Annotated in this window: 12 protein-coding genes; 1 reads left to right on the top strand and 11 read right to left on the bottom strand. The window is 29.6% G+C overall.

Features of this window, described 5'->3' with window-relative positions; all coding sequences use genetic code 11:
• Nucleotides 1-195: 195 nt before the first annotated feature.
• The 11 genes from KGF50_RS16830 to KGF50_RS16780 all read right to left on the bottom strand — a co-directional run bounded on the left by KGF50_RS16830 (nt 196) and on the right by KGF50_RS16780 (nt 12,095).
• Nucleotides 196-1,581 carry a M20 family metallopeptidase gene (locus tag KGF50_RS16830; protein ID WP_413926827.1) on the bottom strand — a complete coding sequence of 462 codons (1,386 nt, stop codon included), beginning with the start codon at nt 1,579-1,581 and terminating at the stop codon, nt 196-198.
• A gap of 164 nt (nt 1,582-1,745) precedes the next feature.
• Nucleotides 1,746-2,489, bottom strand: coding sequence for a glutamine amidotransferase (locus KGF50_RS16825; protein ID WP_227849139.1), 744 nt, complete (start codon nt 2,487-2,489; stop codon nt 1,746-1,748).
• A 19-nt stretch (nt 2,490-2,508) separates the two neighbouring features.
• Nucleotides 2,509-3,771, bottom strand: coding sequence for a M20 family metallopeptidase (locus tag KGF50_RS16820; protein ID WP_227849138.1), 1,263 nt, complete (start codon nt 3,769-3,771; stop codon nt 2,509-2,511).
• An 18-nt stretch (nt 3,772-3,789) separates the two neighbouring features.
• Nucleotides 3,790-4,788: an ABC transporter permease subunit gene (locus KGF50_RS16815; RefSeq protein ID WP_227849137.1), complete on the bottom strand. Its 999-nt coding sequence runs from the start codon at nt 4,786-4,788 to the stop codon at nt 3,790-3,792.
• Entirely contained in the window at nt 4,772-6,283 is a 1,512-nt protein-coding gene (locus tag KGF50_RS16810; protein ID WP_227849136.1) for a sugar ABC transporter ATP-binding protein, read from the bottom strand. Before KGF50_RS16810 ends, KGF50_RS16815 begins: the two co-directional genes overlap by 17 nt.
• 50 nt (nt 6,284-6,333) lie before the next feature.
• On the bottom strand, nt 6,334-7,290 hold the full coding sequence (locus KGF50_RS16805) for a substrate-binding domain-containing protein (RefSeq protein ID WP_227849135.1): 957 nt from the start codon (nt 7,288-7,290) through the stop codon (nt 6,334-6,336).
• A gap of 47 nt (nt 7,291-7,337) precedes the next feature.
• Nucleotides 7,338-8,231, bottom strand: a complete 894-nt coding sequence (gene rbsK, locus KGF50_RS16800) for a ribokinase (protein ID WP_227849134.1) — start codon at nt 8,229-8,231, stop codon at nt 7,338-7,340.
• A 45-nt stretch (nt 8,232-8,276) separates the two neighbouring features.
• Entirely contained in the window at nt 8,277-9,296 is a 1,020-nt protein-coding gene (locus KGF50_RS16795; RefSeq protein WP_227849133.1) for a LacI family DNA-binding transcriptional regulator, read from the bottom strand.
• 219 nt (nt 9,297-9,515) lie between these two features.
• Nucleotides 9,516-10,493, bottom strand: a complete 978-nt coding sequence (gene bioB, locus KGF50_RS16790; protein ID WP_227849132.1) for a biotin synthase BioB — start codon at nt 10,491-10,493, stop codon at nt 9,516-9,518.
• 196 nt (nt 10,494-10,689) lie between these two features.
• Nucleotides 10,690-10,953, bottom strand: a complete 264-nt coding sequence (locus KGF50_RS16785; protein WP_227827716.1) for a hypothetical protein — start codon at nt 10,951-10,953, stop codon at nt 10,690-10,692.
• A 68-nt stretch (nt 10,954-11,021) separates the two neighbouring features.
• Complete coding sequence (locus KGF50_RS16780) at nt 11,022-12,095, bottom strand: DUF362 domain-containing protein (RefSeq protein WP_227849131.1); 1,074 nt, start codon at nt 12,093-12,095, stop codon at nt 11,022-11,024.
• A gap of 227 nt (nt 12,096-12,322) precedes the next feature.
• Between KGF50_RS16780 and KGF50_RS16775 the strand changes: the two genes are divergently transcribed.
• On the top strand, nt 12,323-12,808 hold a 486-nt coding region (locus tag KGF50_RS16775), incomplete at its 3' end, for a GrpB family protein (RefSeq protein ID WP_227849130.1).

Genomic DNA, 12,808 nt, shown 5'->3' with positions numbered 1-12,808 from the left:
ATCTTATTCTTAATACTATATTATATTTTTTAATTAGTCTATCTTTCTTTTTTGATATTCTTTCATATTTTTAAACAACCTACTTAAAAAGTAATCTAAAGTTAATTAAATTATAAATAATATTTTATGACAAATATTCAATTATATATTTATACTAATTCATACAATTCAATCTTACTTACATTAAATTAATTTTTAAATAATTGGAGTATATTCAAAACTGCCTAAAGTATCTTTTAGTTCCTTTTTTGCTTTATTTACAATAGATTCATCAAGAATTACATCATTTATTGAACATGCTATAGATTTGGATGCTAACAACATCGCTTTAAATCCCATGTCAGAGCCTGCACTAGCACAAGATTGCCATGTATGAGCAGAAATACCAATAGGCCAAACTGAACAAGAACATTGTGCTGTTGGTATTATATAACTAACATCTCCAATATCTAATGATAGTGATATACAGTTATTATGAACAAATGTATCATCTGTAACTTCATCATGTAGATTCATCTTAGTAATCTCATTATTTCCACTAAGTACACTAGAAACACTAATTCTTTTGTCTATAGACACTGTTTCAGCTAATTTTTCTGCAAAATAGTAGTCATCTTCATCATACTTTTGTACTCCTATCAATTTCATGTTTCTTGATAAAGCATCTGTTAATATTGTATTTGGAATATAGTCATATACTCCACTTATAATATTATATTCCATACTAGTACCAGTCATTAGTCCTGCTCCTTTTGCTATATCAACAATTCTATCAAATACATCTCTTACATGCTCCATTTTTACTCCTCTTATGTAATACCACACTTCTGCAAAGTCTGGAACTATGTTTGGCATTTTTCCACCATTAGTAGTTACATAATGAACTCTACAGCTATCAAATATATGCTCTCTTAAATAGTTACAACCTATGTTCATAAGTTCAACAGCATCAAGTGAACTTCTTCCATTATAAGGAGCTTGTGCTGCATGGGCGCTAATCCCATTATATCTAAATTTTACAGAATAATTAGCAAGTGTTGGAATTCTTATTGGAGTATTTATATCAAATGGGTGCCAACTAAATGCACAATCGATTCCATCAAAAAAACCTTTTTTTATCATTAATACTTTTCCTGACAAATCTTCTTCTGCTGGACATCCATAGTATTTTATAGTCCCTTTCAACTTTTTTGATTTAATCAATTCCTTTATTGCAATTACAGCTCCCATTGAACCTGTTCCAAGTAAATTATGTCCACACCCATGGCCTGCATCACCCTCTGAAATAGGTTCTTTTGTAATGGATACTTTTTGAGACAAACCATCTAGGGCATCATATTCTCCCAAAACTGCTATAACTGGTTTACCTTCTCCATAGCTAGCTATAAATGCTGTATCCATATAATCTAATTCATCTACACTAAAATCATGTTTTTTTAAATATTCTTTTTGTAAGTTTGAAGCATAATACTCTTTATATTGAAGTTCTGGATTGTTCCATATTTTATCTGATATATCTCTTAATTCTTCTTGTATTTTATCTATATAATCCATTATAAATTTTTTATTTGAATCATTTATATTAACCATATTCTCCTCCATAAAACTAATCATTATATTATTTAATTATATAAAACAATTATTTTTAAAATAGCTTCCACATCATAATCATTTTATATAAGAAAACCTCTTGACTTGTAAATTATACTTTATCAAGTAAGAGGTCTTTTAAATTTATAAAATTTTTAGCATGTTAACCAATCAAGCATATTAACCCATAATTTATTATAATATTTCCAATCAGTAAATTCTCTTGGACCCCAATGAGGTGCACAATCAGAACTAAAAATAGCAGATTTTCCTTTTCCAAATTCACCAACAGCTACAAATGGGTCTCCTCCAATAGTCGCTAGTACAGGACAATTATGTTTAGCTACTGTTTTATTATATCCTAAAAACTGTGGCCATTCCTTTGGTATATCCTTTAAAACTGGATGTTCAGAATCAACAACAACTGGAGTTATTCCTGCTGGTTTTTCAACTCTATCATCTTTATCTATCATTGTTATTGGCAATACATCTTTGATGGCAGTTTCTCCAAATCTAGCTTTTGCATCTATACCTGTAAATGACATATATCCACCTACCATGATTAATGCTCCACCTTTATTTACATACTCTTTAATTAATTCAAGTCTATCTGGATTACTATTACAATCTATAAATGTACTATTAGATAATAAGAATGTATTAGAACCTATATCAGATAATATTATACAATCATACTCATTTAACTCTTCTAATTTATATGGGAAGCTGTCTGCTGCTACATGTGCAGGCATATGAACTGCTTCATATCCTCCAGACTCTACTGCTTCTTTTAACCATTTTACTGCTTCTTCATAATGCGTTGTAACAAATGTATCAAATCCCTTTATATGAGTTATATTTTTTACCCATGATTCCCCTACTATTAATACTTTTTTCATCTATATATTCCTCCTACTTTTATAAATTTAATATTAGACTGGCATACATAAGTATACTGTCTAAATACTCTTGAATTTCAACATACTCATCTATTGAATGACATTGTTCTATTGAACCTGGTCCTAATATCAACGTTGGAATTTTAGCTAAGTTTTTCATCAGTCTTGCATCATTCCCAGCCGTTGATCCTTTTATATTTAACTTTCTTTCTAAGGTTTCTTCTAATATCTTTTGAGTATTAACTATAAATTCAGATTGCTTGTCCATCTCAAAACCTAATCCTGATTGATATATGTTTATCTCTGGTTTATTATCTTTAAGCCACAAATCTCCATCAGCTCTTGTCATTATAACCTTGGTTATATCGTCCACAACTTGCTCATAACTCATTGTATTTGGCAAGAAATGTACACATAAATTAAATACACACTTATCTGGTACAGTAGAACCTGCTGTTCCACCATTTATTACACCTAGATTTATTGTAGGTGGAGGTAATAAAGCATGTTTATATCTCATAAGCCAATTATGTTCTAACTCTTTTATATCTTGGAGTAATAACATCGCCTTTTCTATAGCGTTTACACCTTCCCACTTGCTTCCACAGTGGAGAGATACACCTTTAACTTCAACCTCAAAGAATACAAATCCCATATGTGCAATTATTATGTCCTTTTCTGATGGTTCACAAATTACACAGTAATCTCCATCAATTCCATTCATAACTGCATTTATAGTTCCATTTCCTCCGCCTTCTTCATCTACCACTGACATTACCTTTATATTGCCAGGTATATTTAAGCCACTATCTTTTATAAGTTTTACAGCTAATATTGAGGCTATTAGACCAGATTTCATATCTGCAGTTCCAAGTCCATAAAGCTTCCCTTTATCTTCTGTAGCACAATATGGATTATATCTCCACTTATTTATATCTCCTGGTGGCATAGTATCTACATGACCATTAAAAACTATCGTCTTACCAGGCAAATTATCACTGTACTTACATATTAAATTATATCTATCATCATAATTGTGACCGAGATTACCTTCTTTATGTATTTCTTTTGCCTTTTTAATTAAATCTTCGCTCATTTCTTGTCTATTTACACTAAACCCTATGGAATTTGCAAGTTTTTCAATATATTCTTGACCTTCCTTTTCAAATCCACCTAGTATTCCATGACCTACATCTTCGGTTTTGATACTTACAAGTTCTTTTAAATAGTCTATATATTCTTGCTTGTTGCTATTTAATGTATCTAAGAGAATTTTTTTCATGTTTCCTCCCAAGATTTATTATTTTGCTTTAGCTGATTTTTTTAGTTTTATGTTATTTATCCATATAGCAAATAACATTACCAAACCTTTTATAATCATCTGATTATATGAAGATACACTCAATAGGTTTAATCCATTTCCCAATATTCCTATTATTCCAACACCTATACATGTCCCTACTATAGAACCAGAACCACCCATCATATTAGTACCTCCAAGCACAACTGCTGCTATAGCATCCAATTCTGCTCCATCTCCAACAGTTGGTGAACCTGATGCTAAACGTGAAGATAATATTATTCCAGCTAAAGCTGTTAATAATCCAGCTAAGGCATACACTTTAACTATAACTTTATTTACTTTTACTCCACATAGTCTAGCTGCTTCTTCATTTCCACCTACAGCATGTACATGGCGTCCAAAATCAGTTCTTTTTAAGAGAAAATGTCCTGCTATTACAACTATAATCATAATTATAACTGGTATTGGTATTGGTCCAACATATCCTCTACCAAGCATCTTAAATGCATCTGTGTTTACTGATATAGGTCTACCTCCTGTAAACACAAAGCTTGCTCCACTTATTATCGTCAACATAGCTAAAGTTACGATAAATGGTGGTAGTTTTTGTGTTGAAATAATTGCACCTTTTATAACACCTAGTATTGTCCCAATTGCTAATGCAAGTAACATACCTACCCATACAGGTGCATTATAATTTACTACTGTTGTAGCCCAGAATGTACCTACTAAAGCAATTACTGCTCCTACACTTAAGTCTATTCCTCCTGTAATTATTACAAAAGTCATCCCTACTGCAAGAATTGCATTTATTGATATTTGTCTTCCAACATTAATTAAATTATCTAAAGTTAAAAAATTAGATGAAGCTACACTCATTATTATAAAAATTATTACAAGTCCTATAGCTGCACTCCCCTGGTCTTTAAATACACTTGTTAATTTTGATAATAATGGAGATGAAGTATTTTCTTTATGCTTAGTTATTGAACTCATTAATTTTACCTCCAAAAGCCAATTTTAATACATTATTTTCAACCATTTCTTCACCTTCTAAAAAGCCACTTATATGTCCCTCTCTCATAACCATTATTCTGTCACTCATTGATATTAATTCTGGTATCTCTGAAGATATCATTATTATGCTTACGCCATCCTCTACCAAGTCACCCATTAGATTGTATATCTCTGCTTTAGCATTTACATCTATACCTCTAGTTGGTTCATCCATAATTAATATATCTGGTTGTAATAAAAGCCATCTAGCTATTATAGCCTTTTGTTGGTTACCACCACTTAAGCTCTGTATAACCTGATTCATATGTGGAGTCTTTATTTTTAAAGCTTCTATGTATTTTTCTAAAACTTCTTTTTCTTTTTTTCTATCTATAACTGATTTAAATTTAGATATTTTCTTTAATCCCGCCATAGTTGTATTTTCTTTGACACTCATCTGTAAAAATAATCCGGTACCTTTTCTATCTTCTGTTATCAACCCTAAACCATTTTCAATTGCATCTGATGGTGTTTTGAATTTAATTTCCTTATTATTTAAATATATTTTCCCAGAATTATATGTTCTAAGTCCAAATATAGCTTCTACGATTTCACTTCTCTTGCTTCCAACTAATCCACCTATCCCTAAAATTTCGCCTTTTCTTATATTAAAACTGATATTATCAAAAACATTGTTTTTAGTTAGATTTTCTACCCTCATAATTTCTTCTTTGATTTCTACTTTTCTTTTAGGGAAAAATTGGTCTAATTTTCTATCTATCATTAAATTAACTAATTCTTCCTCAGATGATACTTCTTTGGTATTCAGAGTCGAAATCGTTTTCCCATCTCGCATTATAGTTATTCTGTCACAAATCTCAAAAAGTTCTTCCATTCTATGAGAAATATATATTATACTAACTCCACTACTCTTTAAATCATTTATAAGTCTAAAAAGTATCTCAGTTTCTTTTTTACTTATTGAAGAAGTTGGCTCATCCATTATCAAGACCTTAGTTTCCGATGATAAAACTCTTGCGATTTCAACCATTTGCTTTTGAGCTATACTAAGTTCTTTGACTAAGCTACTTGGATTTATATCTATTCCCATATTGTCAAAAATCTTTTTAGATTCTTCATTCATTTTTTTATCATTAGTTAAGACCTTGCCATTTATTTCTTTTCCCATAAAAATATTTTGTGCTACTGTCAATTCATCAAATACTGTTAATTCTTGATATATGGCATTTATACCTATTTTTTTAGAAATGTCTGGTGATATATTTTCTATCTCTTTTCCTTCAAAAATAAATTTACCAGAAGTCTTTGCATGTGCACCAGTTAAAATCTTTATCATTGTTGATTTACCAGCACCATTTTCACCCAGTAGTGCATGAACTTCGCCATGAAATAACTCAAAATTAACATTATCTAACGCCCTAACCCCAGGAAATTCCTTAGCAATATTACTTAACTTTAGAATTATATTACTCATAATGACACTCCTTTTTAGATAGGATTTCTTTTAAATAATCTTATTTTTTATTAATTCTTAAAGTCTTTTATATTTTCTTTATCATAAAGTAAAGCTGGCACTGGTATATTTTTCTCTACCTTTTCACCTTTTATAGCCTTTACTACTGCTTCTACTGCTAAACGACCCATTTCTTTAGGTTGTTGCTGAATCATAGCAAGAACAGTTCCATCTGTTATTCCAGTTGCTGCTTCATCAGTTAAATCAAATCCTACAATCTTAACATCCTTATTTTTTGCAGATTCAAGTGCAGCTTTAGCTCCTAATACACTATTTTCAGCTGTTGCATATATTATATCTACATTTGGATTAGATTGAATTAAGTTTTCTACAGTATTAAGAGATTCTTCTCTATCATATCCTGGTTGTGAGTTTAATATTTTAACATTAGCTGAACCTTTTAATGCTTCTTTAAACCCATCTATTCTTTGCATTTGTATTTGAGATTTTAAATCTGTTACTATTGCAATTTCTGATTTTCCACCTAAGTTTTCATCTATGTACTTTTTAGTGTATTCGCCTAATTTTTTACCAGCATCATAACTAACTGTTCCAACATAACTTGTAATATTTTCAGTATTTAATACAGCATCTACTGTAACTACAGGCATTTTTTCAAATGCTCCCTCTACAGCTGGTACTACAGCTGAATTGTCTGTTCCAAGTACTATCATTCCATCTACATCCTGTTGTATAAAATCTTCTATAGCTGATGTTTGCTTAGCTACATCTTGGTCTGGGTCATTTACTATGACTTTTACACCTAGTTCTTTAGCTTTTTCTTTTATCCCTTCGTCAATGTCTATAAAAAATTGATGTTGAAGAGTTATTGTAGATACTCCTATAGTTAAATCTTTCTTAGCTGAACTATCCTTCTTTTCTGATTTACCTGGTCCATCCATTGAACATCCTGTTAACATTCCCACTGCTAGTGTTGCAACAATTCCTAAAGATAAAATTTTTCTCATAATTACCCTCCATTTTTAATAGTTTTAGATTTGAACAATTTTAATTTTTATTTATTAATATCTAAATATTTTTCAACATCTTCCCTATAAGGCATTCCAGATTGAGCACCTAATTTTGTTACAGAAAGCCCTGACACTACTACAGCATATCCTACTGCTGTATATAAGTCTTTGCCTTCTGTTATAGCTACTGATAATGCTCCATTAAAAGTATCTCCTGCCCCTGTAGTATCTTGAACATCTACATTTATACAAGATACATGTTTTACTTCCTTACCATCATAAAATCTAGCTCCATTTCTTCCTTCTGTTATTACAAGTTTATTTGGATATTTTTTTAATACTTCTTCTATGCTTTCATCTGTGTCAAAAACTATCTTATACTCATGTTCATTTGGTGTTAAGTAAGTTACTTTTTCTATTATATCTTCATCTAATCTTATTGCTGGTGCTGGGTTCAACAAAACTTTTATATTGTTTTCAAAACAAAAATTTACTACATAATTTATTGTTTCCAGTGGAATCTCTAACTGTAGTAATACTATATCTGCACCTTTTATTTCTTCCTCATTTTTTTTAATTAGTTCTATATCTACTAGCTCATTTGTTCCTGGCACAACAACAATACTATTATCATTTTCACATAGTGTTATGACAGCAACACCAGAACTTTTTTGATTATTTCTATCTATCAAATTATAATCAACTTTATTCTCTTTAAAATTTCTTATCAATTCTTCGCCTAAGCTATCTTCCCCTATACAAGATATCATTTTTACATTTGCACCTAACTTAGATGCTGAAACTGCTTGGTTAGCACCTTTCCCGCCAGGTGATGTAAAAAAACTATTGCCTAGTATTGTTTCTCCTTTTTCTGGCCTCTTATCTACAGAACATACCATGTCCATATTTACACTTCCTATGACAACTATGTTTCCCATTACATTACTCCTTTACATATCTATTTATGCATTTCATGTTGTTAATTAACTTTCTTTAGTTGAAGCTCTTATCACTAATTCTGGTTTAAAAATTAATTCATCAAAGGATTCTCTCTTATCTCCTCTTAAACAATTTATTAATATTTCACTGGCTTTATATCCTATATCATAAGATGGTTGTCGTACTGTCGTAAGTGGAGGACTTATTAAACTAGAAGTTTGAATATCATCAAATCCCACAACACTTACATCGTTTGGTATATTTAATCCTCTTTCTTGAAGACCTCTGATAACACCTATTGCAATTAAATCATTTGCACAAAATATAGCATTAAAATTTATCTCTTCTAAGTTTTTTATAAATTCTTGCCCCCATTCAATCTTATATTTTCCTTCAAATACATAATTAGATTTGTAATCTAAATTATACTCAGTCAAAGCTTTTTTATATCCTTCTAATCTATCTACTGCTATTTCATTTTGAAGTGGACCACTTAAGTATATTATTTTCTTATGTCCAATATCTAATAAATGTTTTGTAGCTATATATGCACCCTCAAAGTTATTTATTTTAACTATACCTTTTAAGGTTTCTTTATTCATACTTATTTTCTTATCGATTAATACTGTTGGTATTTTTATATCTTTGTAATTTGCCTCTTTCCAGTTTGTATTTGATGATGCTGCAAAGATAATTCCATCTATCATTCTTTCTGATAATGTTCTTATCCCTTCATATTCCTTTTTGGCATCTTCATCTGTATTACATAAAATTATATTATATCCTTCCTCATTAGCTTTATCTTCCACACCTCTTGATACATCTGTGAAAAATGGATTTCGTATATCTGGTATAAGAAGTCCTATTGTATTTGTTCTTTTAGTTACTAAACTTTGTGCCAATTTATTTGGGACGTAATTTTTTTCCTTCATTATTTTTAAAATCTTTTCTCTTGTTGCTTGACTTATATTTTCATCTTTATTATTAATGACTTTTGACACAGTTGTTTTGGAAACACCAGCCAATTCGCCAATCTCTTTTATAGTTATACCCAAGAAGTTCACCCCCACAATTTAGGAAACCGTTTTACTTAACCGGTTACCTAGATACTATCATATCTTTTTTCGCTTTGCAACTACTTTATACAAATTTTGATATTTTTCTTATTTTTCAAAATATTTTCAACTATTAATTTAAATTTAGTATATTAACTGATTTCCAAAAAAAATTAATATACTTTTTTAATTCTTAAAAAGTATATTAATTGATTTAAGCAATTTCCATTAAATTTTAAAGCCTTGTTCTTCAATCATTTTTTTATCATTTTCAATACCATTTCCTACAGTTGTTAAATAGTCACCAACAATTGCAGAATTTACTCCTCCACTAAATCCTATCTTATCATATCCTTTTAAGGACAATCTTCCACCAGCATATCTTATATATATATTAGGAATTATAAACCTAAATACTGCTGTTGTTTTTAATATTTCCATTGGTTCTAATATATCATAACTTTCCATTGGAGTATTCTTAATTGGATTTAAAATATTTATTGGAAATGACTTCACATTTAACTCTTTTATTTCAAATACCATCTTCAATCTTTGTTCTTTACTCTCATTCATTCCAATTATTCCGCCAACACATACATCTAATCCTGCTCTTTTAGCTTCTTTGATGGTTTTTATTCTTTCTTCATATGTATGTGTTGTACATATGCTTTCAAAATTATCCTTAGATGTCTCAACATTATGATGATATGTAGATACTCCTACTTCTTTTAATTTTTTAGCTTGATTATAATCTATAATCCCCAAAGATGCACACAATTTTAGACTGGTATTCTCTCTTAAGCCTTCATAAATCTGTAAAATATTATTAAACTCATCCCCTGTCATTCCTTTCCCACTTGTAACTAAAGAAAATCTATGGACTCCTTTACTCTCCATCTCTTTAGCCCTATTTAGAATCACATCATAATTGAGTAATGAATATTCATCAATACCAGTTTTATAATGAGATGACTGTGCACAAAACTTACAATCTTCACTGCATTTGCCAGATTTTGCATTTACTATTGTACATAGATCTGCTTTGCTACCCATAAAAAATTCTCTTATTTCATTTGCTGATTTTAATAGAATATCAAAATCATTTTTATTATTTGCATCAATATTTATTAAACTAAAAGCTTCTTTATAACTTATTTCTTTTCCATTTAAAACTTTATTTTTTAATTTGATTATATACTCTTTCATATAGCCTCCTATTAGTCAACCTTTTCACTTTTTATAGTTTACTTATTATATACAATATTACAGACTTTTTATTTAAAGGTCAACTTTATTTTAAGCATAGGTTTACTATTCAAAAATAAAAAATACTGCTTTAAAATGATATTGGTATAATAAATTGTATTATACACATCATCATTAAAGCAGTATTCTTAATAATTTACAAAACTATCCTTGTTTTTACTCCATCCAAGCTTTCCATTGTAATAATCTCTAAGCCTTCATACTCTCTAAAAAGCCATTTTAAATCTTTCATAGCTTGATTAACTTGACTCTTTGTTAGATTATTTATAAAATATTCTTTTCTAGTTTCTTCATATTCTTTACTAGTCAAAAAATTTCTTAGAAAATTAAATGCAAATACACTTGGAATATTGTTTACGTTTGCTTTCTTGCTATTTTCCTTTTCATAGTAAATTTTCATAAATGCATACTCCTTTGATACTTTTAAATTCCTCTTACATCATTATATGCATTTAAGTCTATCTATTCTTATAATTTTATTAATTCATATTCTTTACTTCCCATTCCCATTTCACATGCATAGTCTATTATTCTAGTTCCATTTACATGAGGATGTTCATGTTTAAATACATCATGACCCATTTCCTTACAAATCAAATCATAACATGCTTGCTCAATGGCTACAGGGTCAGTTGATGCTAATATTCCTATATCATGTGCAATTGGTCTGCCTGACCAAGGTACACAATCACAAAGTGGAGTCACATTCATAACAAAAGTTATATACCCAACCTTATCTTTTTTATTTGATACTGCTCCATATGCATGTTCTGCCATTTTTTCAACAAATACATCTGAGTCACTTTCCCATTGTATAGTTACTGCCCTAGTTGGACATACAGTTGGACATTCTCCACAACCGTAGCATACATTAGAATCTATTACTGCCTTTTTATCTACTATACTTATAGCTTTAGTTGGGCAAGAATTAACACATTTTCCACATCCTATGCATTTCTTCTCATTTACTCCAGGAGTAACATCAGAATGTTGCATTTGTTTTCCTGCTGCACTTGCACATCCCATAGCTAAATTTTTTAATGCTCCTCCAAAACCAGCAGCTTCATGACCTTTAAAATGACTCATTACTATCATCGCAGAAGAGTTATAAATTTCCCCACCTATTTTTACACTTTCAAAGTGTTTTTTATCTATTTGCACATTTTCATAATTTCTACTGTACAATCCATCTGCAATTATTACTGGTGCATTTACTACCGCATAAGCAAATCCATTTTCTATAGCTGTTGTAAGATGGTCTACAGAATTAGTTCTACTTCCTGTATATAATGTATTTGTATCTGTTAAAAATGGCTTGCCTTCACAATCTTTAACCTTATCAACTACCTGTCTAACTGCAACAGGACTCATATATGTAGTGTTTCCCTTTTCTCCAAAGTGAAGTTTTATTGCGACTTGGTCATTTTTTGATATTAAATCTTTAAATCCAGCTTTATCAAATAATCTTCTCACATTGTTTGGTACATTCTTATTTTGTGAATTTGAATATAAATCACAAAAATATACTTTTGATTTTTCCATATCTACACCCCTTTTTAATATTTACTTAAATTAATTTTATCACTTTTATATTAATTTTATAGTATATTTTACCATAATTAAAACCTCTTATCTTTAATTAATAAAAACAAGATTATTTGACACTTATCAAAACAACACCTAAACTGTAAATAGTTCATTTGACAGATAGGTATTACAATAATAAATAAATCTTACAATAATAAATCTGAATTTGGAGGATAATAGCTATGGAAGGTGTAGAGAGATATAAAGTAAGATTATTACCATATAATCAAAAATGGAGTACAGAATTTCTATTAGCAAAAAAACAAATAGAAATAATATGGAAAGATAACATTCTAGATATACAACATGTAGGTAGTACTTCTATAAATATAATTTGTGCTAAACCCATTTTAGATATAGCGATTAAACTCAAATCTATTAATAATATGAAGGTTGAATCAATGATTAAATTGGGATATGATTATTGTGGTCAACAATATAACAATCCTAATCATTATTTATATGTTCTAAGAGGAATAAACCAGATTTCATTAAGGCACATCCATTGTTATAATTCTGATGACAAAGAGTTTTTACAACTAGTTGGTTTTAGAGATTATCTCAATACACATCATGATGTAGCATTTCAGTATGCTAAATTGAAAATTGAATTAGCAAAACAATATCCAGATGATAGACTGTCTTATACCTATCTCGTATACACATCT

This window comes from Clostridioides sp. ZZV15-6598 (genome assembly GCF_020657705.1).
Classification (GTDB): Bacteria; Bacillota; Clostridia; order Peptostreptococcales; family Peptostreptococcaceae; genus Clostridioides; species Clostridioides difficile_F.
Note: the sequence above shows the minus strand (reverse complement) of the source record. Positions and strands in the feature narration are given on the sequence as shown.

Bases quoted from the DNA above. Each gene is read 5' to 3' on its own strand.
- KGF50_RS16825 (WP_227849139.1), bottom strand. From the start codon at position 2,489: ATGAAAAAAGTATTAATAGTAGGGGAATCATGGGTAAAAAATATAACT.
- KGF50_RS16820 (WP_227849138.1), bottom strand. From the start codon at position 3,771: ATGAAAAAAATTCTCTTAGATACATTAAATAGCAACAAGCAAGAATAT.
- KGF50_RS16815 (WP_227849137.1), bottom strand. From the start codon at position 4,788: ATGAGTTCAATAACTAAGCATAAAGAAAATACTTCATCTCCATTATTA.
- KGF50_RS16810 (WP_227849136.1), bottom strand. From the start codon at position 6,283: ATGAGTAATATAATTCTAAAGTTAAGTAATATTGCTAAGGAATTTCCT.
- KGF50_RS16805 (WP_227849135.1), bottom strand. From the start codon at position 7,290: ATGAGAAAAATTTTATCTTTAGGAATTGTTGCAACACTAGCAGTGGGA.
- rbsK (WP_227849134.1), bottom strand. From the start codon at position 8,231: ATGGGAAACATAGTTGTCATAGGAAGTGTAAATATGGACATGGTATGT.
- bioB (WP_227849132.1), bottom strand. From the start codon at position 10,493: ATGAAAGAGTATATAATCAAATTAAAAAATAAAGTTTTAAATGGAAAA.
- KGF50_RS16785 (WP_227827716.1), bottom strand. From the start codon at position 10,953: ATGAAAATTTACTATGAAAAGGAAAATAGCAAGAAAGCAAACGTAAAC.
- KGF50_RS16780 (WP_227849131.1), bottom strand. From the start codon at position 12,095: ATGGAAAAATCAAAAGTATATTTTTGTGATTTATATTCAAATTCACAA.